Raw genomic sequence first — 26,263 nt, 5'->3', positions numbered from 1 at the left:
AGGCACGTCGCCCGGATTTCTCGGATCCGAGAAACCAGCTCGGTGGACAGGGGCGGAGCGGCTCGGCGGACCGGGACGAAGGCGCTTCCCCTAGAATTTTTCCGACAGCCCGCCGGTCGGGCGTGGGGGGAGACCAAGGGTGACGAGGATGGTGAACGGCGTGGCCGTGGAGGGTGCGGACCTCGCCCGTCTGTACGAGGAACAGGCGTCGCGTTCGGCTCCCGCGTACCAGCGGGTGAAGGACCTCGTGACCGAGCAGATCACCAGCGGTCGCTGGCGCGAGGGCGACGCCTTGCCGTCGGAGAACCAGTTCGTCGAGTCACTCGGCCTGTCCCGCATGACGATCAACCGCGCGCTGCGCGAGCTGACCGCGCAGGGCCTGCTCCGGCGGGTCATGGGGGTGGGTACCTTCGTGGCCCTGAACAAGGGCAGTTCCGCCCTGGTCGAGGTGCACAACATCGCCGACGAGGTCCGCCGCCGTGGCCACCGCTACCACGCCAGGGTGCTGTCCTTGCGCGAGGAGGAAGCGGGGAAGATCAGCGCGCAGTTCGGCCTCGGCGCGCGGCGCACGGTCTTCCGGTCCCGAGTGGTGCACTTCGAGGGCGACGTGGCCATCCAGCTGGAGGACCGCTACGTCAACCCGGACTTCGCCCCTGGCTACCTGGAGCAGGACTTCACCCGGCGCACGCCGTTCACATTCCTCTCCGAGGTTGCGCCGCTGGGCAAGGGGGAGCACATCGTGGAGGCGGTCCTGCCGTCCGCGGAGGAGTGCGCGATCCTGGGCGTCGAGGAGTCGGAGCCGTGCTTGCTGATTCAGCGCCGCACCTGGTCGCAGGGCGCGCTCGTCAGCATCGCGCGGCTGCTGCATCCCGGTTCCCGGTATCGCCTCGAGGGCACGTTCGACACGCACTGACCGCCGAGCCGCGCACCGGTCATGCCGCGTCCTGGGAGCGCCGCTGCCCCGGGGACGGATCCTGCGCCCCGCTGCCGGCCGCCGGCCCCGAGGGAGCGCGGCCGGACACCGCGGCCGTCAGTCGTGCCGCCCCCTGCTGCAGGACGTGCCGCACATGGTCCGCGTCATGCCGGCTGTAGTGCCGGCTCCAGGTGCTGCTGAGCGCCGCCACGGGCCGCTCGTTGTGGTCGAACGCCGCCACCCCCACCGAGCGGAGCCCCTCCGAGACCAGCTCGATCTCCTCCGACCAGCCGCGCTCGCGGTCCCGTGCCAGCAGGCTCCGCAGCTCGGACAGTGAGCGCGGGCCCTTGCCCGTGCGGGTGACGAGGTTCCCCGGTCGCGGGAAGAGGGCGCGCAGTTGCGCTTCGCCGCAGTGGGCGAGGATCGAACGGCCGTTGGCCGTCAGGTGCGCCGGCAGCCGGACACCGATGTCGGTGACGAGGGCGACGTCGACGTCGCCGCCCTGACCCGCGGGCGGCCGCTCCTTGAGCAGGTAGACCGACTCCGCGCCGTAGAGGATGCCCAGGTGCACGGTCTGGCCCAGCCGATGGGCCAGGCTGCGCAGGATCGGGCGCGCGAGCCGCTCCAGTGGTTCGTGGCGCAGATAGGCGGAGCCGATCTCGAAGGAGGCGACGCCCAGACCGTACGCCTGCTCCTTCGGGACGTAGGTGACGAATCCGCGATCGACCAGCACCGAGAGGATGTGGTAGACGGACGAGCGCGGGATGCCCAGATCCCGGGCCAGCGCGCCGGCCTGCGCGGGGCCCGAACGGCTGGCGAGATGCAGCAGGATGTCCAGCGCCCGCCCGACGGCGGGCGAGGTGCTGCTCGATTTCGTCTCGATGATCTCGTGTCCGCTCACTGGTTCACCTATTGACGTGCCTGTCTATACAGGAATATACAAGGCCTTCGTTCGTTCTGTGGGCGCGGCGGCCGTCGCCGCTGGGGGGCACCCCTACCCACTTCTCACCCGTCCGGGACCTCCCGTCCCCAAGGAGCACTACGTTGACCAAGGACACGGCGACGACCTTGACCAGGGGACTCAAGTCCCGGCACATCCGCTTCCTGGCGCTGGGCTCAGCGATCGGGACAGGGCTCTTCTACGGATCATCCGAATCCATCAAGGCTGCCGGTCCCGCGGTCCTCCTGGCCTATCTGATCGGCGGAGCGGCCGTCTTCCTGGTCCTGCGGTCCCTCGGCGAGATGGCCGTGAGCGACCCGTGCGCGGGATCGTTCGGTGAGTACGCCACCAAGTATCTCGGCCCGCTGGCCGGGTTCGCGACCGGATGGACCTACGCCTTCGAGCTGGTCATCGTCTGTCTGGCCGATGTCACCGCGTTCGGCGTGTACATGGGCTTCTGGTTCCCCGGCGTACCGCGCTGGATCTGGGTGCTGGCGGTCGTGGGCGTCGTCGGCGTGATGAACCTGTTCAGCGTCAAGGTCTTCGGTGAGCTGGAGTTCTGGCTCTCCCTCGTGAAGATCGTCGCCATCATCGCGATGATCATCGCCGGTGTGGCGATCCTCGTCTTCGGCCTCCACACCGGCAGCGCCCACGTCGGGGTGTCGAACCTCTGGAACAACGGCGGGTTCTCCCCGCACGGAGCCCACGGCGTCATCATGTCCCTGGCCGTGGTGATGTTCGCCTTCGGCGGCACCGAGATCATCGGCGTCACCGCCGGAGAGGCCCAGGACCCGGAGAAGACGATCCCGAGCGCGGTCAACACGATCCCCCTGCGTATCGTGCTGTTCTACGTGCTGACCATCGCGGTGATCATGTCGCTCAATCCCTGGCAGAACGTCGACTCTGCGGGCAGCCCGTTCGTCCAGATCTTCGTCGGCCTCGGCATCAAGTCCGCGGCGACCGTGCTGAACCTGGTGGTCATCACCGCGGCCCTGTCCGCGATCAACAGCGACATCTTCGCCGCCGGCCGCATCATGTACGGCATGGCCGAGCGCGGCCAGGCTCCCGCGGTCCTGCGCCGGCTCTCCCGCAACGGTGCGCCGTGGATGACCGTGGTCATCATGATGGGCGCGCTGCTCCTCGGCGTCGTGCTGAACTACCTGATGCCGGAGAACGTCTTCGTCATCATCGCCTCGATCGCGACCTTCGCGACGGTCTGGGTCTGGATGATGATCCTGCTGGCGCAGGTCGCCGCCCGCCGCAAGATGTCTCCCGAGGAGCAGGCCGCCCTCAAGTACCCGGCTCCGTTCTGGCCCTACGGCCAGTTCATCGCGATCGCCTTCATGGTCGGCGTGCTCGGGCTCCTCGCCTTCTCGGACAGCACCCGTGTCGCGCTGATCGTCGGCGCCGTCTGGCTGGCACTCCTGTCGGGCGTGTACTTCCTGTGGGGCCGCCCGCGCGGTGGCCGTGCGGACCTCGCCGAGACTTCCGAGCAGGCGGCGGAGGAACCCGTCCCGGCAGCTCAGGGATAGTTGCAGAGGGGTAACCGCACACCACCCTCGAACACCGATGGGGTCCGTCCGGCAGGGCGGACCCCATCGGTGTTTTCGTACCGCCGGGAGCAATGTCTGGGATTCCAGACAATGAGTGCCGTCAGCGCCTCGCGAAGCTGCTCTGACATGGGACTTCATAGATTTATGACTGTTGTTGTGAATGTCGGCCCCCTTTCCGCCGACGACGTTGTTTTCGTCGCCCGTCACGGCGCGCCCGTGGTCCTCGCGGAGGAGGCCCTCAAGGAGATCGCTCGCAGTCGCGAAGTGATCGAGGGTCTGGCCGACGACGTAGTGCCGCACTACGGTGTCTCCACCGGTTTCGGCGCCCTGGCGACGCGCCACATCCCCACCGAGCTGCGCACCCAGCTCCAGCGCAGCCTGGTGCGTTCGCACGCCGCCGGCTCCGGCCCCGAGGTCGAGCGCGAGGTCATCCGCGCGCTGATGCTGCTGCGCCTGTCCACCCTCGCCACCGGCCGCACCGGCGTCCGCGTCGAGACCGCCCAGGCCTACGCCGACCTCCTCAACGCCGGGATCACCCCCGTCGTGCACGAGTACGGCTCCCTCGGCTGCTCCGGCGACCTGGCCCCGCTCGCGCACTGCGCGCTCGCGATCATGGGCGAGGGCAAGGTCCGCGACGCCCAGGGCGAGCTCAAGCCGGCCGCCGAGGCGCTCGCCGCTGCCGGCATCACCCCGGTCGTCCTGCAGGAGAAGGAGGGCCTGGCCCTCATCAACGGCACCGACGGCATGCTCGGCATGCTCGTCCTGGCCTGCCACGACCTGCGGATGCTGCTGCGCACCGCCGACATCTCCGCGGCCATGAGCGTCGAGGGCCAGCTGGGCACCGACGCCGTCTTCGCCGCCGACCTCCAGGCGCTGCGCCCGCACCCGGGCCAGGCCGACAGCGCCGCCAACCTGCGGGCGCTGCTCGCCGGTTCGGCGATCACGGCCAGCCACCGCGGTCCGGAGTGCACCCGCGTCCAGGACGCCTACTCGCTGCGCTGCTCCCCGCAGGTCCACGGTGCGGCCCGCGACACCCTCACGCACGCCGAACTGGTGGCCTCCCGCGAACTGGCCAGCGCGGTGGACAACCCGGTGGTCACGCTCGACGGACGGGTCGAGTCCAACGGCAACTTCCACGGCGCGCCCGTGGCCTGCGTCCTGGACTTCCTGGCCATCTCGGTCGCCGACATCGCCTCCGTCGCCGAGCGTCGTACGGACCGCTTCCTGGACGTGGCCCGCAACCACGGCCTGAACGCGTTCCTCGCCGACGACCCGGGCGTCGACTCCGGCCACATGATCGCCCAGTACACCCAGGCCGCGATCGTCTCGGAGCTCAAGCGCCTGGCCGGCCCGGCCTCCGTCGACTCCATCCCCTCCAGCGCCATGCAGGAGGACCACGTCTCGATGGGCTGGTCCGCCGCCCGCAAGCTGCGCCGCGCCATCGACGGGCTCACCCGCGTCCTCGCCGTGGAGCTCTACACCGCCGCCCGTGCCCTGGACATGCGCGCCCCGCTGACGCCGGCACCGGGCACCGCCGCGGTCCGTGACGGGCTGCGCGAGGTCGTCGAGGGCCCCGGCACGGACCGCTGGCTCGCCCCCGAGATCGAGGAGGCCGTCCAGTACGTGGCCTCCGGCCGGGCCCTGGCCGCGGCCGAGGCCGAGGTCGGCCGCCTCTGCTGACGGCCTCCCTCTCCGAGGCGGCCCGTATCCAGGAGCCGGCGGCCCCGGCGTGCCCTCGCGGCGCGCCGGGGCCGCGGCCGTCTCGCCGTGAGAGACCGAGAGAGACCGCGAGGGACATGGCAAGGCCGTACGAGCCCTCGCGGGCCTACCAGCTCGTACGAGTTCTCACGCCGAGGGAACCGGCTCCCCCGGGCGGCGGGGCGCGTCGGCGACTCCGCCGACGCGGCGGCTCAACTCACGGGCGGTCCGGGCCACCTCCGTGGCGAACCGTTGCCGGCGCTCCGGATCCACTTCCTCGGCCGGGAAAGTGACCGCCACGCCCGCGATCGGGTGGGCGCTGTGATCGAGAACGGGGGCGGCGACGGAGGAGAAACCGGTCGTCACCTCTCCGTCCTCCGTCGCGTATCCGCGGCGCCGTACTTCCACGAGGAGGTTGCGCAGAGCGGACAGCGAGGTGGGCCCGAGCCCGTTGCGCAGGACGAACGCCGAGGGATCGGGGAACAGAGCGCGTACCTGGGCCTGCGCCAGGCGTGCCAGCACGGCCCGGCCGCTGGCGGTGAGGTGCGCCGGCAGCCGGACGCCGACCTCGGTGACCAGCGGCGCGCGTCCCGGTGCCCGCTCCTCGATGACGTAGATCACCTCGCGGCCGTGCAGCACGGCCAGATGCGCGTTGTGCCCGGTACGGTCGACGAGCTGGGCCAGCGGGACCCGCGCCAGGCGCTGGAACGGTGCCTGGCGGCTGTACCCGGAGCCGAGCTCGAAGGCACTGACCCCCAGGCCGTAGCGACGCTCTTCGGGCAGGTGCACGACGAAGCCGTCGCGTGCCAGGGTGTCGAGCAGGTGATAGGTCGTCGACCGGGGCAGCCCCACATCGCGGCTGATGGCCGCGGCCGGCACCGGACCGGCCTGGGCCGCGAGGTAGCGGAGGACGGCGAGCACCTGTGCTGCGGCAGGGACCGTGGACATATCGCGAGCGTACGTCCGTCCGGAAACGCCGATTCCGATTCGCCCCGAGGCGTCTGGGATACGAGACGGATTGCGGCTCCCGGGCGTAGTAAGAGCGCCATGACCTGGGGCTTCATGGAACACATGGCACAGACTGCTGGACCGGCCGACGCCCCGTCGGCACCACAACGCGGCGCCCGGCCGGTGGCCGCCGCCGCGGCCCGCACCGACGAGGTGACATTCCCAGGCGTCTACAACAGCGTCAGGCAGCTGCGCGCCGACGCATGGAACTCATTGGCGGAACTGACGCGCCGGTTGAGGCTCGGCCCGAGCGCCGACACCCGCTCGGAGTCGTTGACCGACCAGTTGGAGGAACTGTTCCGGCTGCTGACGCCGATCGAGAACTGCTATGCCTTTCCCGGCAAGGCGGGCCTCGGCGAGCTGCGCCGGCTCCACGAGATCGGTGACCGGCGCCGGCTGGCGGAGCGCGCGGACGACCTGAACCTGGCCCTGGGCACGGACCCGTACCGCAATGCCTCGACGGCACCGGAGCACCGCGAGGAAGCGGCCGCCGAGGAGCCGCATCCGCCGCACGAGCCCGCGGCCAAGCCGTACTTCGAAGTGCTCGTCGTCGGAGATCTCGACGAGACGGAGGAGCAGGCGCTGCGGGAGGCCCTGCGCCACCTGCGCCGTGCCGAGGACGAGTTCGTCTACGACCTCGTCGTGGCCCCCAGCTTCGAGGACGCGGTGATCGCGGCGCTGGTGAACCCCAGTCTTCAGGCCGTCGTCATCCGCCGTCGATTCGCCAACCGCTCCCGGCACGACCTGCAGGTGGTGCGGCGGTTCTTCGAAGGAACCGCCGCCGAGGCCTTCCCGGAGGAGGACCGGTTCGAGCAGCGGGCCCAGGCGCTCGGCGCCCGGTTGCTGGGACTACGGCCGGAGCTGGACCTCTACCTGATGACGGAAGGGGCGGTGGAGAGGACCGCCGGCACGCTCAGCCGGGGCTTCGCGCGGGTCTTCCACGCCCGGGAAGGGCTCCTGGAACTTCACCTGTCGATCCTGCACGGCATCGGCGAACGCTACACGGCACCGTTCTTCACCGCTCTTCGAGCACACAGCCGGCGCCCGACCGGGGTCTTCCATGCTCTTCCCATCTCCCGCGGTACCTCCGTGGTCGGTTCCCACTGGATCCCTGAGATGGCCCGCTTCTACGGGCTGAACATCTTCCTCGCCGAGACGTCCGCCACCTCCGGCGGCCTGGACTCGCTGCTGGAGCCCACAGGCCCGCTGCGGGAGGCGCAGGACCTCGCGGCCCGGGCGTTCGGTGCCCGGCAGACGTACTTCGTCACCAACGGCACGTCCACTGCCAACAAGATCGTGGTGCAGGCCCTGGTCCGGCCTGGCGACATCGTGCTGGTGGACCGCAACTGCCACAAGTCCCACCACTACGGGCTGATGCTCGCCGGCGCCCACGTCGTCTACCTCGACGCCTATCCGATGGACCAGTACGGCATGTACGGCGCCGTGCCCGTCGAGGAGATCAAGCGGAAGCTGCTCATGCTGCGGCGCGAGGGTCTGCTGGACCGCGTCAAGCTTCTCCTGCTCACCAACTGCACCTTCGACGGGATCGTCTACAACCCCTCCCGCGTGATGGAGGAGTGCGTGGCGCTCAAGCCGGACCTCGCCTTCCTCTGGGACGAGGCCTGGTTCGCGTTCGCCCGCTTCCACCCCGTCTACCGCCGCCGCACCGCCATGGCAGCCGCCCGCGAGCTGACCGACCGCTACCGCGACGCGGACTACGCCGAGCGGTACGCCGAGCACCGGGAGAGCCTCGGTGAGGACCCGGACGACGAGACCCTGCTGGGCACCCGTCTGATGCCGGACCCGGAGGCCGTCCGCGTCCGGGTGTACGCCACCCAGTCGACGCACAAGACCCTGACGTCACTGCGCCAGGGCTCGATGATCCACATCTTCGACCAGGACTTCCGGCACAAGGCGGCCGAGACGTTCCACGAGGCGTACATGACGCACACCTCGACGTCGCCGAACTACCAGATCCTCGCCTCGCTCGACCTCGGCCGCAGACAGGCCGAGCTGGAGGGCTTCGAACTGGTGCAGAAGCAGCTCGAGCAGGCGGGCGTACTGAGGGACGCGATCGACCAGCACCCGGTGCTGAGCCGCTATCTGCACTTCCTCACCACGCCCGAGCTCATACCCGCCCAGTACCGTTCCTCGGGTGTGGACCAGCCCCTGCGGACCGGGCTGGCGAAGATGGCGGCCGCCTGGGAGGACGACGAGTTCGTCCTCGATCCGACCCGGGCGACCCTGCACATCGGCCGCACGGGCATCGACGGGGACACCTTCAAGCACGAACATCTCATGGACCGCTACGGCGTCCAGGTCAACAAGACCACGCGCAACACGCTGCTGTTCATGACCACCATCGGAACCACGCGCAGCGCGGTCGCCTACCTCATCGAGGTGCTCGTCAAGATCGTCGAGGAACTGGAGGAGACCATCGCGGAGATGAGCCCCCGCGAACGCGCCCTGCACCATCGGCGAAGCGCCGTTCTCAGCGACGGGTCCGCCGTCCTGCCGGACTTCAGCGCGTTCCATGCCGCGTTCCGTCCGGGCGTTCACACACCGGAGGGGGACCTGCGCAAGGCGTTCTTCCTGGCGTACGACGACGACAAGTGCGAGTACGTGATGGCGGACGAAGTCGCCGAGGCCGTGGCGGCCGGGCGGGAGGTCGTCTCGGCCACCTTCGTCACGCCGTACCCTCCGGGCTTCCCCGTGCTCGTCCCGGGCCAGCTGATCAACGAGACTGTGCTGCGGTACATGGGAGCTCTCGACACTCGCGAGATACACGGATACCGGCCCGACACCGGTTACCGGGTCTTCACCGAGTCCGCGTTGAAGGAGATGACGGCATGACGGGCAGCCAGGTGCTGCGGGCGCACGACCGGCCGGTGACGCGCTGGAAGAACGGCGGCGGTCTGACCCGGGAGGTCGCCGCGGACGGCTCAAGCGCGGGTCTGGAGGACTTCGTCTGGCGGGTGAGCCTCGCCGACGTCGCTCGCGGCGGTCCGTTCTCCTCCTTCGCGGGCGTGGACAGGATCATCACCGTCGTGGACGGGGCGGGGATGGAGCTGAACGTCGACGGTGCCTCGCACACCATCGCCGACGCGTACGAGCCCTTCTCCTTTCCCGGTGACGTGGTCACCGACTGCCGGCTGCTCTCCGGCCCCATCGTCGATCTCAACGTGATGACGCGGCGCTCCCACGCGACGGCGCACGTCCGCATGGCCCGTGAGGGGTTCTCCGTCGTCCCGCGGACCGGGGTCCTGGTCCTCGTGATCGCCTTGGCGGGCACGGTGGCCGTCGAGGAGTCCGGCGTCACCCTCGACCGGTTCGATGCGGTCCTGTTCCCGGACCCCGACGCCGGCGTCCTTCGTATCGACGGGGTGGCGGCGGTCGTCACCGTCACCACCACTTCCGGCTCGCCCGGGACATGACCGGGGCGGCACGCGGGGCCGGCCCGGCAGGCTTCTCAGTGTCTTCTCAGCAAGCGTCACCGAGGCTGGAGGTGTCCTGAGGAGGACCGGGTCCGACACCGGGCAAGCGAGTCCTTCTCGCATCGAAGAGGGGGAGCCCATGGTTTCCCGCACCGAAGCCCCACCCGTCTCTCCTCGTTGGGGCCGTGCGGCCCCGGCGACCGGGGGCACCGGTGACCGGCTGAACCGCTTCTTCGACGACGCCTGCGACCGCACTCCGTCAGCGCCGGCCCTCGCATGCGGATCGCGGCTCCTGACCTACGCCGATCTCGACGCGCGGGCCAACCGGGTAGCCCGGCATCTGCACCGGGCCGGCATCGGTCCGGGCAGCCGCGCGGCCCTGCTGCTGCCCCGGTCCGTGGACATGTACGTGAACCTGCTGGGCGTGTGCAAGGCGGGCGCGGCGTTCGTGCCGATCGACCCGGCCGCGCCGCCGGACCGGGTCGCCTTCATCCTGGGCGACGCGGGCGCGGCCGTGGTGCTGACCACGTCGGCGCTCGCGTCCGGTGCCGCCTGGGCGGAGCGGTGCCGGACGTGCCCGGTGATCGAGGTCGACACGTGTGCCGCGGATCTCGCCGCCCTGCCGCCCGAGCGGCCCGACGTCGTGGCCGGGGGCGATGACGATCCGCTGGCGTACGTGATGTACACCTCGGGGTCCAGTGGCAGGCCGAAGGGCGTGGAGATCGCGCAGTCGAGCATCTGCAACTTTCTGCGCGTGGTGGCACCGATCTACGGCATCCGGCCGCACGATCGCGTGTACCAGGGCATGACCCTCTCGTTCGACTTCTCCATCGAGGAGATCTGGCCCACCTGGGCGGCCGGCGCCACACTCGTCGCCGGACCGGTCGGCCCCGGACAGTTGGGCGACGATCTCGCCGACTTCCTTCAGGAGCACCAGGTCACCGCTCTGTACTGCGTCCCGACACTGCTGGCGACGATGTCCCGTGACCTCCCGCGGCTCCGCGAGGTCGTCGTCGGCGGCGAGGCGTGCCCCGCCTCACTCGTCGAGCGGTGGAGCAGGCCGGGACGGCGCATCCTCAACACCTACGGGCCGACCGAGGCAACCGTCACCGCCACCTGGCAGGAACTCCGGCCGGGGCGTCCGGTGACCATCGGCCGCCCGCTGCCGACCTGCTCGGCCGTCCTCCTGGACGAGCAACTGCGGCCCGTGCCGCACGGCGCCGTCGGTGAGATCTGCCTGGGCGGTCCGGGCCTCGCACGCGGCTACACGGGACGGCCCGACCTGACCGCGGAGCGCTTCGTCCAGCACCCCTTGGCGCCCGGCTCGGGCCGCCTGTACCGCACCGGAGACCTCGGCAGGATGACCGACGACAGGGAGATCGAGTACCTCGGCCGGGCCGACGCCGAGGTGAAGATCCGCGGCTACCGGGTGTCCCTGGAGGAGATCGACAACGTGCTGCTGGAGGACCCCGGCGTGGCCCAGGCGGCCACCACCCCCGTGTCGCCGCGCGACGGATCCGACGGTGACCGTGTTCTCGCCGCCTACGTCGTGCCCGCCGGGGACGGCGCGGTCCCCGACGACGATCTCGCCGCCCGGCTGCACCGGCGTCTGCGCCGGTCGCTGCCCGCCTACATGGTGCCCGCGACGCTGGACTTCCTCGATCGGCTGCCCGTCATGCCCAGCGGCAAGACGGACCGTACGAAACTGCCCGCGCCCACCGGCCGCCGGCTCGCCGGCACCGGCCCTGTGGCGCCGGTCCGCGACCGGCTCGAGGCCAGGGTGCGCGACGCCTGGGCACGGACGCTCGGCATGGACCCCGGCGAACTCTCCGCGGAGGCCGACTTCTTCACCGACCTCGGTGGTCACTCGCTGCTCGCCGCCCGCGCGGTGTCGCTGCTGCGCGACCCGGAAGGCGGACCCGGCCCCACCCTGCGTGACCTGTACGAGAACCCGACCGTGACCAGCTTCGCGGCACGACTGCGCTCCACGGCCGAGGCCTCTCGCGCGCCGCGGCAGCCCCGCCCCGCACCCCTGCGGCACGGCCGCGCCCGCATCGCGCGGGCCGGACTCCTCCAGGCAACGGCCTTCTACGTCCTGCTCTTCCTGCTGACCGGTCCGGTGGCCGCGTCCTTCGCGCTGAGCCACGGACAGGTGTCGGGCAGCGCGGCCGTCGGGCCGGCCGTCTCGGTACTGGCCGGCTGGTTCGCCGTACGCTGGCTGGTTCCCGTCCTTCTCGCGCGGCCGCTGGCGGCGGGTATCCGGCCGGGCCGGTACCCCCTCTGGGGGGCGACGTACCTGCGGCTGTGGCTGTTGGACGTGCTGCTGCTGGGGATCAGTCCGCTGCGGATGCTCAGCGGATCCCCGCTCATGGGCCCCTACCTGCGGCTCCTCGGTGCCCGCGTCGGCCCCCGCACCACCATCGCCACCGGCTTCGTCGGCCTGCCCACGCTGCTGGGCATCGACCGGGACGCCACGATCGGCTACGGCGCCACGCTGCGCCCCTGGCAGGTCGCCGACGGATGGGTCACCATCGCCCCGATCACCGTCGGCGAGAGGGCGTACGTCGGCGCCAACGCGGTCCTCGAACCAGGCGCCTACCTGGGCCCCGGGTCCGCGCTCGGTGAGCAGTCCGTGTCGGGCCCGGGCAAGGCCGTCCCGGCCGGAGCGCGCCGCGCCGGATCGCCCGCACGCCCGGTCGAGGCACTCGCCCCGCTCGTCGAGACGATGCTGCGCGACCGGACCGAGGCGGATCGCTGGCGGCCCCGCCAACTGGCCGCCGTCGTGCTCGGTCTGGTCCTGCTGGAGTCCGTCGTGGTCGCCGCGGCCGTGCCGAGTGCCGCCCTGCTCTGGTGGGCCTGGTCGAGCGGTGGCACGCTCGCCGGTCTCGCTGCGATCATGCTGTCCGGCCCGGTCTTCGTGGCCACGGTGTGCCTGGTCGTCGCCGCCGGGAAGCGGGCGGTCCTGCCGAGGACACCCCCCGGAATCCATCCGGCGCGCTCGGCGCTGGGCGTGCGCAAGTGGATCGCCGACAAGTTGCTGGAGCAGAGCCTCACCCTCACCAACTCGCTCTACGCCACCCTCTACACCGTCCCGTGGCTGCGGCTGCTCGGCGCCCGTGTCGGCCGGCGCGCCGAGATCTCCACCGCGGCGCACATCGATCCCGACCTGCTCACCCTCCGCGACGGCAGCTTCGTCGCCGACATGGCCGGCGTCGGCGTCGCCGCCTTCGCGGCCGGGCGCATGGCCTTCGAACCCACCGACATCGGCGAACGCGCCTTCGTGGGCAACGCGGCGCTCGTCCCGGCCGGGACACGGCTCGGCCCGGGCTCGCTCGTCGGCGTGGGCACGGTGCCGCCCCCGGAGCGCGTGCCCGCCGGCAGCACCTGGCTGGGTTCACCGGCCCTGCGGCTGCCGGTGCGCCAGGACAGCGGGTCCTATCCGGAGGAGAAGACGTTCCGGCCCACCCGCAAAGCCGTACTCGGCCGCCTGGCCATCGAGTTCTTCCGCGCCACCCTGCCCATGTCGGTGCTCGCGACCGCGGCCTTCCTGTACCTGCTCGCCCTGTCGGGCACCGCCCGCCACACCGGGGCGTGGGTGCCGCCGCTCGTGTCGCCGCTGTTCGCCGCCGGCGCGGTGCTGGCCGTCATCGGCTGCTGCGTGCTGGCGAAGTGGGTCGTCGCCGGACGGTACCGGCCACGTGTGGAACCCCTGTGGAGCCTGTTCGTGCGCCGTACGGAGTTCGTCACCGGCCTCTTCGAAGCGGCGGCGGTACCCGCGGGCGTGGGCGCCCTGGTGGGGACGCCCTTCCTGCCGCCGGTGCTGCGCCGGCTCGGTGCCCGCATCGGACGTCGCACCTGGATCGGCACCACGTACCTCACCGAGTTCGACCTCGTCGAGGTGGGCGACGACGCCTCGATCGGCATGTTCGTCTCCCTCCAGACCCACCTGTTCGAGGACCGTGTGATGAAGATGTCCACGGTGACCGTCGGCCCCGCCGCGAGCGTCGGAACCCGGACCGTCGTGCTCTACGACACGCAGGTGGGCGCCGGTGTCCGGCTCGGCGCGCTGTCCCTGGTGATGAAGGGTGAACGTCTGACGCCGGGCACGAGCTGGCATGGGCTCCCTGCCGAAGGAGACGACAGCGCACCCGCGGCGGCCGGGCCGACGACGTACCCTCGGTGAGGCAGCCATGACACACCTGAGGCATTCCGGGGCCGCCGCCGGGCGCCGCCCCCTCGCTCTCGTCTACCGCGGCCCGGCCTCGTCGCCCGGCTGCCCCGAGGCGGTCGCCGGACTGCTCTCCTCCGGGCCGTGGAACCTGGACGTCCGCTTCACCGGCCCGGACGAGGCGCTTCCGCTCTCGGCCGAACTTCTCTCCCACGCCCTGCTGTACGCCCAGCCCGGTGGCGGCACGCTCGACTCCGCCTACCGGCGACTGCGCCGGCGCCGCCGGGCGATCCGCGACTTCGTCCGCGACGGGGGGCGCTACCTCGGGTTCTGCCTCGGCGGCTACCTCGCCGGGGCCACACCGGGCTTCGGCCTGCTCCCCGGTGACACCGACCAGTACATCTCCTCCCCAGGGGCCACCATCCACGAGGAGAGCGACACACTGGTCAGGGTGACCTGGCGAGGCCGGCCCCGCACGGTGTTCTTCCAGGACGGCCCCCTCTTCGTCCTCGACGAGAACGCCGACGCCACGGTCCTCGCCACCTACGACAACGGCGCCCCCGCCGCCCTCGTGACCCGCTTCGGCCACGGGCGGGTCGCGGTCACCGGTCCCCACCCCGAGGCCACGACCGACTGGTACACCGACCACGGCCTGCCGGTGCACCACACCCTGGACCTGGCCATGGACCTGGTGGAATCGGTGATGGAGAGATGACCCCACCGCCGTGCCGCACACGATCCCGCGCTCCCTCCCGGGAAACAGCCCCTCCGGTCCGGAGCTATCGTTGATTTCGAGAGGCTGCCATGCGGACGCTGATCATCGAGGACGAGCACGCACTCGCCGAGGCGATCGCCGACGGACTTGCCACCGAGGGCTTCGTCTCGGACCTGGCACACGACGGCCCGGACGGGCTGTGGCGGGCCCTCCATGAGCCGTACGACGTCATCGTGCTCGACATCATGCTGCCAGGCCTGTCCGGGTACGAGGTCCTCAAACGCCTGCGGGCGGCCAGAGCCTGGACACCGGTGCTCATGCTCACCGCGAAGGACGGGGAGTACGACGAGGCCGACGCCCTCGACCTCGGCGCCGACGACTACCTGAGCAAGCCCTTCTCCTACGTCGTGCTCGTCGCCCACCTCCGGGCCCTTCTGCGGCGAGGAGCACCCGCACGCCCCGCCATCCTCACCGCCGGAGACCTCGCACTCGACCCCGCGCGCCGCAGCTGCCGCCGTGGACACCACGAAATCGACCTGACCACACGGGAGTTCACCCTCCTGGAATACCTGCTCAGGCACCCCGACGAGGTGATCAGCAAGACGGACATCCTCACCCATGTATGGGACGAGCACTTCGACGGCGACACCAACATCGTCGAGGTCTACGTCGGCTACCTCCGCCGCAAGATCGACGCCCCCTTCGGCCGCCGGACCATCGAGACCGTCCGCGGTGCCGGCTACCGGCTGCGCGGCGGTGCGGGGTGACCGATGACCGCGACCATCCCGAACTGGTGGGCCCGCCGATCACTGCGGCTGCGCCTGACCGCCGCCGCGGCCGCGGTCATCGCCGCCGGGCTGGCCGGAGCCGCCGTGCTGCTCGTCGCCTGGCTGCACGCCAGCCTGATCAGCGGACTCGACCAGGCCGCGCTGCAACGAGCCCAGGTCGTGGCGGCGGACGAGGACAGCGACCAGATCACGGCGGAAGTGCCCACCACCGACCACGGGGGAGTCGCCGTACAGGTGATCGCGGGGAACGGGAAAGTGGTGTCCAGCTCCCACAACCTGCGTGGCCGGCCACGCGCTTTCACCTTCCCGGCGAGCCGGAGCGACACCCCGCACGCCCACACCGTCGACGACATTCCCATAGGGGCGGGCGGGACATGGCGCGCCGTTGGCATCCCCGCGGGCACCGACCGTGACCCGGTGACCGTCTACGTGGCCGTACCCACCGAGAGCGTCGACCACGGACTGGCCCAGCTCACCGTCGGTCTGGCCACCGGAGTTCCGGCGGTCGTCGCCGCCCTCACCGGAGTCGTGTGGCTGCTCACCGGGCGCGCGCTGCGCCCCGTGGACGGCATGCGCGCCCAGACCGCGGAGATCACCGCCTCCGACCTGAGCCGCCGCCTCGACGTACCGCCCGCCGACGACGCGCTCGGCCGGCTGGCCACGACCTTCAACGACCTGCTGGCCCGTCTGGACACATCGACCCGGCGGCAGCGGCGGTTCGTCGCGGACGCGGCCCACGAACTGCGCAACCCTCTGAGCACTCTGCACACCCGCCTGTCCGTCGCCGCCCACCACCCCGGCCTGGCCGACGGGCAGTCCCTCGCCACCGGACTCCTGCCGCAGACCGAACGGCTGACCCGGCTCGTCGACGACCTGCTCCAGCTCGCGCGGCTCGACGCCCGCCCGCGGCTGCGGGCCCGCCCCGTCGACCTGGATGAGATCGTCTTCACCGAGGTGCGCGAAGCCCGTCGGCGCACCGGGCTCGTCATCGACCAGCACGCCGTCGGCGCGGCACGGGTGGCGGGCGACGAGGACGCCCTCGCCCGTGTCGTACGCAACCTGCTGGACAACGCGCTGCGCCATGCCGGCACCCGGATCGACGTCAGCCTCCGCACACTCGGCGACACCGCACAGCTGACCGTCGCCGACGACGGGCCCGGCATCCCCGAGGCCGACCGTGAGCGCGTCTTCGGGCGTTTCACCCGGCTCGACGACGCCCGTGCCCGGGACACCGGCGGCAGCGGCCTCGGCCTGGCCATCGTCCGCGACACCGTCACGGCCCACCACGGCAGCACCCGCATCGAAGACAACCGTCCCGGCGCCCGGCTGGTCGTCCTGCTGCCGACGGCGGGACAGGGTCGGTGAAGAAAGCCGAAAAGCGGTCCCTCAGGCCGTAGTGGCACGCAGCGAGAGGAACTGGAGCACACCGAAACCGGCGACGGTCATGGCCTGCATGGGGATCCAGACGGCACCCGCGGTCGTGGGCGAGAACCAGGCGAGCATCGCGACGATGCTGAGCACGGCCCACAGCACATTGGCGTCGATGACCGCCTTGACCGCGAGGGCCGACGGCCGCTTCCGCGTGGCGAGGTAGCCGACCCCCGCGGCGTACAGCACCAGGAAGATGCCTAGCTCGAACAGCAGACCCGATCCGATGCCGAGCAGGTTGCCGACCGGCTTCGAGTCGATCACGTAGACCAGTCCGTTGACGCCGGTGACGACGGCGTCGAGGGCGAGGAAGCGGCGCAGCATGGTCTGCGGGCGGTCGGTGCGGGAGAGGGTGCCGAGCAGGGTGGTGGCGGACATGCCGATCAGCCTCCGTCGAGGTCGAAAACGCTGGTCACGGGGGCCGTGGCCGGTGCGGAACGGGCCGCCCCGGCCCCGGTGACTCCCACCTTGACCGGTTCCGCACGGAAGATCGATTACCGCTGAGGTAATGAGACAGGCCGGCTGGTGGCAGGCCCTGGCGGACGAGACCCTCGTCCGCCACCCTGATGTCTGCGTCCGTCGTCCGATCCGACGGCCTCAGCCGCCCGCATCGAACCCGAGTTCCACACAAGGGCGTTGAGGGCATGGCCGTGGCCGACGGTACGGAAGCGTCGGATTCCGGCGGGCGGTTCAGCGCCTCGCCGTGAGGGACTGCCGGGCGACGGGGAAGTCGAAGTAGGTGTCCGGGTAGGGCTCGGGCTTGTAGGTGTAGTGCCAGCACTCCTCGGCGAGGTTCACGAACCCCAGGTTCTCCAGCGTGCTCTTCAAGAGCATCCGGTTGGCCTGCTGTTGCCCCTGGATCCTGGGGTCGAGTGTGTGGGCGAGGGTGTCGAAGCAGTCGAAGCCGGTGCCCATGTCGAGGGAGTTGTCGGGGAAGCGTTCGGCCTGGGGTGCGTAGCAGGGGACCAGCGGCTTGCTGGGGACGTAGGGGTGGGTCGGGCCGGCCGGGAGCCTGACGATGGTCAGGTCCATCGTCGAGCCGCGGCTGTGGCCGGACTTCGCGGCGATGTAGCCGTCCTCGAACAGCCGGGTCTTGTCGACCTGAGGGTAGAACTCGCCCTTCATGGCCTGGTCGTCGAGGTCCTGGGCCCAGCGGACGAAGTGGTCGACGGCGCGCTGGGGCCGGTAGCAGTCGTACACCTTGAGGCTGTAGCCCTTGCGCAGCAACTGTTGCTGGGCCGTGTGAAGGGCCTGGGCGGCGGGGCGGGTGAGGATGCAGAGCGGCTGCCGGTAGCCGTCGACGCGCTGCCCGACGAAGTTGTGGGGGGTGAAGTAGCGGATCTCCTGGATGATCGTCGGATCCACGGTGCTCAGCGCGACGAAGTCCGTGGGCGCCTTGGGCTCGGGAGCCGCCCGGGCGGTGGCAGGGGCGGCGGTCACGGTGAGCAGGGCGGCAGCGGCGGCGATCAGAGTACGTGCGGTGCGCATCAGGCGTGTCATGCCCCCTTCATCTACCAGGGGCGGGGGTCATGGGGGAAGCGATCGCACACGAGGTTCCCCCGGAAGCCTGCCCGGAGGATGCGCCGTCCGGCGCCGGCGATGCGGTGGAGCGCCGTGTCGGTGGTCGTGTCAGGGGTCGTGTCAGGGGCGTGACAGGTGGGTGTCAGGCCCGGCGGGGACGGTGAGGGCATGAACAATTCGGCGATCGCGGTTTCAGGGCTGCGGAAGGCTTATGGCGACAAAGTCGTGCTGGACGGCATCGACTTCGACGTCGCCGCAGGATCGGTGTTTTCCCTGCTCGGCCCGAACGGGGCGGGCAAGACGACGACGGTGAACGTCCTGGCGACGTTGATGCAAGCCGACGCCGGGACGGTACGCGTCGCCGGGCACGACGTGGTGACCGCGACCAAGGAGGTGCGCGCGGTCATCGGCGTGACCGGTCAGTTCGCCGCGGTGGACGAACTGCTGTCGGGCCGCGAGAACCTTCAGATGATGGCGGACCTGAAGCGGGTGCGCTCCGGTGACCGCGTGGTCGCGGGGCTGCTGGAACGGTTCGATCTGATGGAGTCGGCGGACAAGCCGGCATCGACCTACTCCGGCGGTATGCAGCGGAAGCTGGACCTGGCGATGACGCTGGTCGGCAACCCGCGGATCATCTTCCTGGACGAGCCGACGACGGGTCTCGACCCACGCAGCCGGCGCACGATGTGGGGGATCGTCCGCGAGTTGGTGGCCGCCGGCACCACCATCTTCCTCACCACCCAGTACCTGGAGGAAGCAGACCAGCTCGCCGACCGGATCGCGGTGCTCGACCAGGGCCACCTCGTCGCCCAGGGCACCCCCGAGGAGCTCAAGCGCCAGGCCCCCGGCAGCCACGTCCGGCTCCGGTTCACCGACCTCTACGAACTCGGCGCGGCGGCACGGGTCCTGACCGGCTCCACACGGGACGACCAGGAACTGACCCTGCGCGTTCCCAGCGACGGCGGGTCGAGGTCGCTGCGGGCCCTGCTGGACAAGCTCGACGAACACACCATCAACGCAGCGGAGTTCTCGGTGCACACGCCGGACCTCGACGACGTATTCCTCGCCCTGACCGGGCGCACGAGCACGAGCACGGAGGCGATCGCGAAATGAACAGTGTCTCGACGTCGTTCGGCGACGCGGCGATCATGCTGCGCCGCAACTTCAAGCACACGGCCCGGAATCCGGTCACGGTGTTCCAGGCGGTCCTGTTTCCCATCGTGATGATGCTCATGTTCGTCTACGTGTTCGGTGGCGCCTTCAAGGTCGAGGGGAAATACGTCGATTACGCGGTGCCGGGCCTGATGGTGATGGCCATCACCTACGGGTTGGGGCCGACCGCGGCGGCCGTGAACGGCGACATGACGAAGGGCATCATCAACCGGTTCAAGGCCATGGACGTCTCCCACGGCGCCGTGCTGGCCGGTCATGTCGTCTCCACGACGGTGCGCAGTCTGATCGCCGACGCGGCCATCATCGGCGTCGGCTTCGCGATGGGATTCCGTCCCCATGCGAGCTTCCTCCAGTGGCTCGCCGCGATCGGCATCATGCTGCTGCTCGCCTTCGCGACCAGTTGGCTCACGGTCGCCATGGGCCTGGGCGCGAAGACCGCGGAGTCGGCGGGCCTGGCCACCGTACCGCTGATCATGCTGCCGTTCCTGAGCAGCGCGTTCGTGCCCGCCGACACGATGGGGACCGGCGTGCGGCAGTTCGCGGAGTACCAGCCCTTCACTCCGATCATCGAGACGCTGCGCGGGCTGCTGGCGGGCAACCCGTCGAGCGGCGACGCGATCGCGGCCCTCGCCTGGTGCGTCGGGCTCGCTGTCCTCGGATACGTGTGGGCGGTCTCCGCGTTCAGGAAGCGAGCGTGACCTCGACCAGCTGAGACCAGCCGGTCCGCGTCCCCTCCCGAGCCGCCTCGGCGAACTTCGCGTCACCGAGGCGGTTCCGCGCGGCCTGCTCGATCCGGGCGGTGTCCGGCTGAGAGCGGTCCTCGAGCCCGCGCACGCCGAGGCTCGCCCCGAGCAGTCGCGCGGCCTGCTCGTGCTCACCGCGGCGCAGGGCCAGGTCCGCGACCCCGACGAGCACCTGCGCGAGCAGCGGCGCGTACCCCGCCTCGGCCGCCGCCGCGCAGGCCGCCGCGCGGTGCGCGCGGGCCTCGCCGAGGTCGTCGGCGAGGTAGCCGAGCAGATCGTGCGTCCCCGCGCGGATGTTCGCCCTCTCCGCTTCGTCGCCCAGCATGGCCGTCGCGACGCCGAGTTGCCCGCGCGCCTGCGCGGCGTCGCCGCCCCACCGGGCGAGTGCCGCCTTCGCGAGGGCCAGCTCGGCCAGCGCGTCCGGCCAGGTGACCCGCTCCGCGCACCGCTCGGCCTCGGCGATGGCGGCCGCACTGGCGGCCTCGTCGCCCAGCAGCCAGTACAGCTGCGCCTGCCGCGACCGCATGCGGATGACGTCCTCGACGGCGCCGACCTCGGTGACGACCGCGATCGCCTGCTCGTAGTGCTCGCACGCACCGGCGAACCCGCCGCGCACGGCCGCCCGCTCGGCCAGTTCGGTCAGGGCGAGCGAGATCCCGAACCGCTCGCCGAGCGCCTGGAACTCGGCGAGCGCCGTCTCCAGGTACGCGTCCGCGTTTCGCGTGTCCTGGCCGAGCACGATCCGCATCTTGCCCAGGTGCCACTGGGCCAGTGCACGCACCCAGGGGTCCTCGTCGTCCAGCAGCTGTTCGAACGCGGACAGGGACGCGTCGGGCTCCCGCAGCAAGCGCTCCAACGCTTCGACGAGCCCCACGTGCGGATGGCGGCGCCCGCCGATCCGGCTGAGCCGGTACGCCTCGTGGATCCACTCCGCCGCCTGGCGCTCGTCGTTGCGCCCGGAGCTCACGAACAGCACGATCAGCGCGTACACCGTGGTCCGCACCTCGTCGGACACCTCACCGGGCGTCCTGGCGGCCGCGGTGATCAGCTCGATGCCCTCGGTCCTGTGCCCGCCGAGCCACCAGTACCAGCCGGCGCCGGCCGCCAGCCGCATCGCCGCCTGCGCCTCGCCCGCCGCGAGCGCGCCGCGCATCGCGGCACCGATGTTGTCGTGCTCGGCCCCGAGCGTGGCGAGCCACTCCAGTTGCTCGGCGCGGCGCAGGTGCGGCTCCGCGGTCTCGGTGAGTTCGGTGAAGTAGGCCAGGTGTGCGTGGCGCGCCCGGTCCGATTCCCCCGAGTCCGCGAGACGGTGCCCGGCGTACTCCTTGATCGTGCCCAGCATGCGGTAGCGCGGGGCGCTGTCGCCCTCGGTGAGCAGAAGCGACTTCTCGGTCAGCGCGGTGAGCAGATCGAGCACCTGCTCCCGCTCGACCGCGTCGCCCGCGCAGACCCGTTCGGCCGCCTCCAGACTCGCCCCGCCGGCGAACACCGAGAGCCTGCGCAGGACCATCCGCTCGGGCTCGGTGAGCAGCTCCCAGCTCCAGTCGACCACCGCGCGCAGCGTCTTGTGCCGCGGCAACGCGGTGCGGCTGCCGCTGGTCAGCAGGCGGAACCGGTCGTCGAGCCGGTTGGCCAACTGGCCGATGGACATGGTGCGCAACCGGGCCGCGGCCAGTTCGATCGCCAGTGGCATCCCGTCCAGCGCCCGGCAGACACGCACCGCAGTCGCCAGCGTGGGGGCGTCGACCGCGAGATTCCGGCGCACCGCCCCGGCGCGGTCCCGCAGCAGCTGCACGGCGGGCGAGGACTCGATGCGACCCGGATCCGCGTCCCCCTCCGGCAGGGCCAGCGGCTCGACCAGCCACAGCGCCTCCCCGGTGATGCCGAGCGGTTCCCGGCTCGTCGCCAGGATCCGCAGCCGGCGGCACTCGCCGAGCACCCGGTGGGCGAACACCGCCGCCGACTCGATCACGTGCTCGCAGTTGTCCAGGATCAGCAGCGCCTCCCGCTCGCGGACCGCGGCGATGAGCCGGTCCGTCAGCTCCGTGTTCGGAGCCCCGCCGAGCAGGGCGTCCCGCAGGCCGAGCCCGGCGAGCGCCGACTGCGCCACGTCACCGTCCGCCCCGACGGCGGCCAGCTCCACCAGCCAGGCCCCGTCCGGCAGGTCGCCGAGCAGCGTGCGCGCGGTCTCCGTGGCCAGCCTCGTCTTCCCCGAGCCACCCGGCCCGATCACGGTGGTGAGCCGGTGCCCGGCTATCAGCTCACGGACCGCCGCGACATCGGCGCCCCTCCCGACGAAGGTGGTCAGCTCGGCGCGCAGGTTGGTCTTGCCGCTCGGCTCTCTATGCCCCAACTCGCCCCGCAACAGCGCGACATGCAACGCGGACAGCTCCGGCGAGGGGTCGACGCCCAGCGTGTCGGCCAAGGCCTCCCTCGTGCGCTGGTACACCAGCAGCGCCTCGCTGACGCGACCGGCCGCGACGAGGGCGCGCATCAGCGCGGCGACGAGCCGTTCCCGCACCGGGTGCGCGGCCACCAGATCGGTCAGCTCCGTGACCATCTCCGCACCGCGCCCGAGGGTGACCTCCGCGTCGACCCGCTCCTCGGTGGCGGTCAGGCGCAACGCGTCGAGCCGTACGACCGCGGTGTCGAACGCGGCGCTGTCCTGAAGACCGACGTCCTGCAGGGCCGCACCGCGCCACAACTCGAGGGCCTCGCGCAGCGGCCGCACCCGCAGGGAGGCGTCCTCGGCGCGTGCCTGGCCCGCGCCGACGAGGCGTTCGAACCGTACGGCGTCGACGGCGTCGGGCTCCACCGTCAAACGGTAGCCATCCGTCAGCCCCTCGACCACCCCGCCCGGCAGCACCTTCCGCAGCCGGGAAACCAAGCGCTGCAAGGCGTTCGTCGCATCGGCGGGCGGGTGTTCACCCCAGATCCAGTCGATGAGCGACGACTTCGGGACCACGTGACCCGGCTTGAGCGCGAGGGCGACCAGCAGTCCGCGCAACCGAGCGCCCGGCACGTCGACCAAGAGGCCGCCGTCCGTGCGAACCTCCAATGGACCCAGCATCCCGATCTGCACCCGCTGATTTTGCCATGGGCGTTCGGCGGGCATCTCCGAGCCGCCAACGCCTCACAGACGGACGGCCGAGCACCGGATTCGAGTCCGGACGGAGGGGGCTATGCGGTTCCTTTGGGATCAACGGATCGTTGGCCGCTGTGTGTCGTTGACAGATGCCCAACGGGTCCGTATCGAGCCGTTGCTGCCGGACCGGGCGACTCGGTGGGGTGGGCCGTGGCGTGATCACTGTCGGGTGATCGACACTTCGCGGAACAGGCTGAAGCCGCTTCTACCAGTGGTGCCAGACTTCTTTCGGTACGATGTCCCACGAGGTGCCCGCGATTCCACCGGTGTTGAAGAACAGGGCCCAGGTGACGACGCCATCGCCAGCCCGTTGCGTGCCCAGCTCGATCTCGAAGCTGTCGACGAACATGTCTCCCCCAGGGCTGAACCTGATCCCCACGTCGTGCTCGATGGCGTACGCCTCCATCTCTCGCGAGAGCTCAGACGGCACACGGCCGATCAAGCGGATCCCCTCGTAGGTGACTTGCGGGCCGCGCAGCCCGTCGACGAGGACGCAGGTCAACCCCACGCCTTCGACGAAGTAGCACTTCACAGCCGGCCGCTTCCACCCGTCCGCTTCGGCCCGGTGGAACTGGACGCGCCACTGGGAACGGCCCCGGTTCCAGCGTTCGATCTCATGCTCCTCGGCAGTGAAGCCGAGTTCCGCCATGGTGGTAGCCGCATCGTGCCGGTCCATACCGAAGCACAGGGGCCCGATCGTCTGACGGGGGACGAACCCCCACTGCTCGCGGTCAGAATCCGTGAGTGCCGCCCAGTAGTCCGTGTTCATGGCCCGATGATCGTCCACACAGATCCGCTCAGCACAATCCGATCGGGAAGATCCGAAGGAAGCGCGCTAGGCCTTCCGGGCCAGCCCGGCGGCGATGAGGCGCTCCCAGACGGTGAGTTCCCGTTCGCCGTTGCGGCTCCACGGGCCTTCAGTCACGTCGGGACGCCACAGGGGTGCGGGGACGATCCCGGGGTCCAGGATCTCCAGGCCGTCCAGCAGGGATTCGATCTCCTCGTCGGTGCGCCACCGGCCGCGGCCGAAGGTCTGCTGGAGGACTCCCTCGGCCTCCGCTGTCTCCGGGTTGTTACCGGAACGGAAGTGGCTGACGAAGAAGTAGCTCCCCGAGGGCACCTGGTCGCGCCAGTAGCGGACGATTCCGGCCGGGTCCTCCTCGTCGTTGACGTGGTGGAGGATGGCGCTGAACACGACGGCGACTGGGCGATCGAAGTCGATCAGCTCCAGGGTGTGCGGGTGGGTACGGACGTCCTCGGGGTTCCGTACGTCGACCGGGACGACGCGGGTCCGGTCGTTCTCCTCCAGCAGCGCCCGACCGTGGACCAGCACTTGGGGGTCGGTGTCGACGTACACGACCCGGGACTCCGGAGCGTGGCGTTGTGCGACCTGGTGGACGTTGTCGGCGGTCGGAAGACCACTGCCCAGGTCGATGAACTGCCGTACGTCGGTGGTCGTCACGATCTCCCCGACCGCCCGGGTCAGAGCCGCGCGGTTGGCGAAGGCGATGGCCACCGAACCAGGAAGGTCGCGTTTGAACACGTCACCGATCTCCCGGTCCACGGCGTAGTTGTCCTTGCCGCCGAGCAGGTAGTCGTAGACGCGAGCGATGCTGGGCTTGGTGGAGTCGATGGAGGAGCCTTCATCCGTCATGGCGACCATCCTGCCCGCGACGCCGCCTGCTGACCATCACTTTCGGTCGGCCCACAGCCAATCGGCTCGACCTCAGTGCGGCAAACGTCCGGTCCTCGTCATACGACAGCGCCACTATCGCATCGCCAACAGCTGAGAGGGCTGTCAGTGGGCGCGGGCACACTGACGGCATGAGCGCCTCTTCGTTCACCTCAGCCGATGCGTCCGATGTCTATGCCTGGGTGGAGTCGATGGGCGGCCCATTGATCGTCATCCCCGTCTCCGCGCCGGCTGCATGGCACGGGTGCACGGAGACCGGGGCCGTCGTGGGGGACTCCACCGCTCCAGATGACTACGACCGCGCCTGCGCGGTGAACGAGTTGGCCGGCGTGATCGCCGTCGGCGACAGCGGCGCGCAGGCACTGGTACTGGCTGACGAACCGGCCACCAGCTGTTATCTGCCCGAGTATCGGACCTTCCTGCGCTGGCTCGCCGCCGGCTCCGAGACTGGGCTGAAGGCCGCAGCCGAGGCTGTCCTTGCGGACCCCACCACCGCGTGGGAGGAGTGCGGCACATGGTTGTCGGACGGCCCGGCCGTGCTCATGGACTCAGTCGAGGCGGGTGCCGAATTGAGCGTCGAGTATCCCGGTGGAGGGATGCCCTCGCAGGCCCCGGTCCCGCTGCCCGCCGGTCGTTGGAAGGTCCGTGCCGTCCACACCGAGGCGGATGAGGCGAACTGGGTCGGCTTGGTCCAGCTCCTCCCCATGGATGCGTGAACGGGTAGCGGCTCCAAACGAATGCGGTCACGTGCCCGCGCACGAGGTTGTGCAGATGGGCAATGCCGATCTGACAGGAGAGGCTTCGGCCACCACTTCGAGAAGGACCGTCATCCGCCGTGGCAGTGAGCGAGCGTGTAGCTGCCGCGGGGCATTGATCCGGACCGCACGCCGGCGTGGACACGGCGGCAGCTGATAGACGGCATACGGTGGCGCACCCGGACCGGCGCTCCCTGGCGTGATGTGCCCGAGCGGTACGGCCCGTGGGACCAGGTTTACGACCTGTTCCGGCGCTGGCAGCGTAATGGCACCTGGGCCCGGATCGTCACTCAGCTCCAGGCCCAGGCGGACGCGAAGAGGCTGATCACCTGGGACGTGGGCGTCGACTCCACTGTCTGCCGGACCCACCAGCACGCGGCCGGGGCGGCGAAAGGGGGACCTGCAAAGGAGTTGCCCAGGTCCGGGTGCAGCCAGCGCTTCAACTGGCGAGTGGGGTGCCCAACCCTCGTCTCGCGGCCATCGACCCACCTGGTAGCGCCATGTACCTCGGAGACTGTCGGTGCGTGGCGCTACGCTCCGGCAGCGACCGGCTGCTCCGTTGCAGGCGCGCAGACACGGAAGTGAGAC

Annotated in this window: 20 protein-coding genes; 13 read left to right on the top strand and 7 right to left on the bottom strand. The window is 70.7% G+C overall.

Going from position 1 to position 26,263, the window contains the following annotated elements:
• Positions 1–148 precede the first annotated feature (148 nt).
• On the top strand, positions 149–913 hold the full coding sequence (gene hutC / locus ACIQFZ_RS09730; RefSeq protein WP_402691084.1) for a histidine utilization repressor: 765 nt from the start codon (positions 149–151) through the stop codon (positions 911–913).
• Between the two features lie 19 nt (positions 914–932).
• Here hutC and ACIQFZ_RS09725 read toward each other — a convergent pair whose 3' ends face one another.
• Complete coding sequence (locus ACIQFZ_RS09725) at positions 933–1,814, bottom strand: IclR family transcriptional regulator (RefSeq protein WP_365428917.1); 882 nt, start codon at positions 1,812–1,814, stop codon at positions 933–935.
• Between the two features lie 143 nt (positions 1,815–1,957).
• Here ACIQFZ_RS09725 and ACIQFZ_RS09720 point away from each other — a divergent pair, with 143 nt between their 5' ends.
• Entirely contained in the window at positions 1,958–3,385 is a 1,428-nt protein-coding gene (locus tag ACIQFZ_RS09720) for an amino acid permease (RefSeq protein ID WP_402690978.1), read from the top strand.
• 147 nt (positions 3,386–3,532) lie between these two features.
• Entirely contained in the window at positions 3,533–5,086 is a 1,554-nt protein-coding gene (hutH, locus tag ACIQFZ_RS09715) for a histidine ammonia-lyase (RefSeq protein WP_365428911.1), read from the top strand.
• A gap of 165 nt (positions 5,087–5,251) precedes the next feature.
• Here the strand turns inward: hutH and ACIQFZ_RS09710 are convergent, their stop codons facing one another.
• Positions 5,252–6,052: an IclR family transcriptional regulator gene (locus ACIQFZ_RS09710; RefSeq protein ID WP_365420315.1), complete on the bottom strand. Its 801-nt coding sequence runs from the start codon at positions 6,050–6,052 to the stop codon at positions 5,252–5,254.
• Positions 6,053–6,175: 123 nt separating this feature from the next.
• On the opposite strand from ACIQFZ_RS09710, the gene ACIQFZ_RS09705 reads away from it, so the two are divergent.
• From ACIQFZ_RS09705 to ACIQFZ_RS09680, 6 genes are all read left to right on the top strand, one after another.
• Positions 6,176–8,965: an aminotransferase class I/II-fold pyridoxal phosphate-dependent enzyme gene (locus ACIQFZ_RS09705; RefSeq protein ID WP_402690977.1), complete on the top strand. Its 2,790-nt coding sequence runs from the start codon at positions 6,176–6,178 to the stop codon at positions 8,963–8,965.
• Entirely contained in the window at positions 8,962–9,546 is a 585-nt protein-coding gene (locus tag ACIQFZ_RS09700; RefSeq protein ID WP_365420321.1) for a HutD family protein, read from the top strand. Before ACIQFZ_RS09705 ends, ACIQFZ_RS09700 begins: the two co-directional genes overlap by 4 nt.
• Before the next feature lie 139 nt (positions 9,547–9,685).
• Positions 9,686–13,729 carry a Pls/PosA family non-ribosomal peptide synthetase gene (locus tag ACIQFZ_RS09695; protein ID WP_402690976.1) on the top strand — a complete coding sequence of 1,348 codons (4,044 nt, stop codon included), beginning with the start codon at positions 9,686–9,688 and terminating at the stop codon, positions 13,727–13,729.
• A gap of 7 nt (positions 13,730–13,736) precedes the next feature.
• Positions 13,737–14,429, top strand: coding sequence for a BPL-N domain-containing protein (locus tag ACIQFZ_RS09690; protein ID WP_365420327.1), 693 nt, complete (start codon positions 13,737–13,739; stop codon positions 14,427–14,429).
• Between the two features lie 89 nt (positions 14,430–14,518).
• Positions 14,519–15,196 carry a response regulator transcription factor gene (locus ACIQFZ_RS09685; RefSeq protein WP_365420330.1) on the top strand — a complete coding sequence of 226 codons (678 nt, stop codon included), beginning with the start codon at positions 14,519–14,521 and terminating at the stop codon, positions 15,194–15,196.
• Between the two features lie 3 nt (positions 15,197–15,199).
• Entirely contained in the window at positions 15,200–16,582 is a 1,383-nt protein-coding gene (locus tag ACIQFZ_RS09680) for an ATP-binding protein (RefSeq protein WP_365420333.1), read from the top strand.
• A 21-nt stretch (positions 16,583–16,603) separates the two neighbouring features.
• Here the strand turns inward: ACIQFZ_RS09680 and ACIQFZ_RS09675 are convergent, their stop codons facing one another.
• Positions 16,604–17,023 carry a hypothetical protein gene (locus ACIQFZ_RS09675; protein WP_365420334.1) on the bottom strand — a complete coding sequence of 140 codons (420 nt, stop codon included), beginning with the start codon at positions 17,021–17,023 and terminating at the stop codon, positions 16,604–16,606.
• Positions 17,024–17,335: 312 nt separating this feature from the next.
• Positions 17,336–18,145 (bottom strand): M15 family metallopeptidase, encoded by an 810-nt coding sequence (locus tag ACIQFZ_RS09670; protein WP_402690975.1) that lies wholly within the window; start codon positions 18,143–18,145, stop codon positions 17,336–17,338.
• A gap of 189 nt (positions 18,146–18,334) precedes the next feature.
• Between ACIQFZ_RS09670 and ACIQFZ_RS09665 the strand changes: the two genes are divergently transcribed.
• Both ACIQFZ_RS09665 and ACIQFZ_RS09660 read left to right on the top strand, forming a co-directional pair.
• Positions 18,335–19,279 (top strand): ATP-binding cassette domain-containing protein, encoded by a 945-nt coding sequence (locus ACIQFZ_RS09665; protein WP_365420340.1) that lies wholly within the window; start codon positions 18,335–18,337, stop codon positions 19,277–19,279.
• Complete coding sequence (locus ACIQFZ_RS09660; protein WP_402690974.1) at positions 19,276–20,037, top strand: ABC transporter permease; 762 nt, start codon at positions 19,276–19,278, stop codon at positions 20,035–20,037. The genes ACIQFZ_RS09665 and ACIQFZ_RS09660 overlap by 4 nt, the downstream gene beginning before the upstream one ends.
• Here ACIQFZ_RS09660 and ACIQFZ_RS09655 read toward each other — a convergent pair.
• The 3 genes from ACIQFZ_RS09655 to ACIQFZ_RS09645 all read right to left on the bottom strand — a co-directional run bounded on the left by ACIQFZ_RS09655 (position 20,021) and on the right by ACIQFZ_RS09645 (position 24,881).
• Positions 20,021–23,164 carry a BTAD domain-containing putative transcriptional regulator gene (locus tag ACIQFZ_RS09655; RefSeq protein WP_402690973.1) on the bottom strand — a complete coding sequence of 1,048 codons (3,144 nt, stop codon included), beginning with the start codon at positions 23,162–23,164 and terminating at the stop codon, positions 20,021–20,023. The two genes, ACIQFZ_RS09660 and ACIQFZ_RS09655, sit on opposite strands and share 17 nt — an antisense overlap.
• A 268-nt stretch (positions 23,165–23,432) precedes the next feature.
• Positions 23,433–23,996, bottom strand: a complete 564-nt coding sequence (locus tag ACIQFZ_RS09650; protein WP_365420348.1) for a hypothetical protein — start codon at positions 23,994–23,996, stop codon at positions 23,433–23,435.
• A 66-nt stretch (positions 23,997–24,062) separates the two neighbouring features.
• Entirely contained in the window at positions 24,063–24,881 is an 819-nt protein-coding gene (locus ACIQFZ_RS09645; RefSeq protein ID WP_365420350.1) for an SAM-dependent methyltransferase, read from the bottom strand.
• Positions 24,882–25,051: 170 nt separating this feature from the next.
• Here ACIQFZ_RS09645 and ACIQFZ_RS09640 point away from each other — a divergent pair, with 170 nt between their 5' ends.
• Complete coding sequence (locus tag ACIQFZ_RS09640; RefSeq protein ID WP_383059578.1) at positions 25,052–25,636, top strand: Imm21 family immunity protein; 585 nt, start codon at positions 25,052–25,054, stop codon at positions 25,634–25,636.
• A gap of 141 nt (positions 25,637–25,777) precedes the next feature.
• On the top strand, positions 25,778–26,260 hold the full coding sequence (locus ACIQFZ_RS09635) for a transposase (protein ID WP_402691083.1): 483 nt from the start codon (positions 25,778–25,780) through the stop codon (positions 26,258–26,260).
• Positions 26,261–26,263: the final 3 nt, after the last annotated feature.

It is taken from the genome of Streptomyces sp. NPDC093064 (assembly GCF_044754605.1).
Classification (GTDB): Bacteria; Actinomycetota; Actinomycetes; order Streptomycetales; family Streptomycetaceae; genus Streptomyces.
This window is presented reverse-complemented; position numbering and strand designations above follow the sequence as displayed.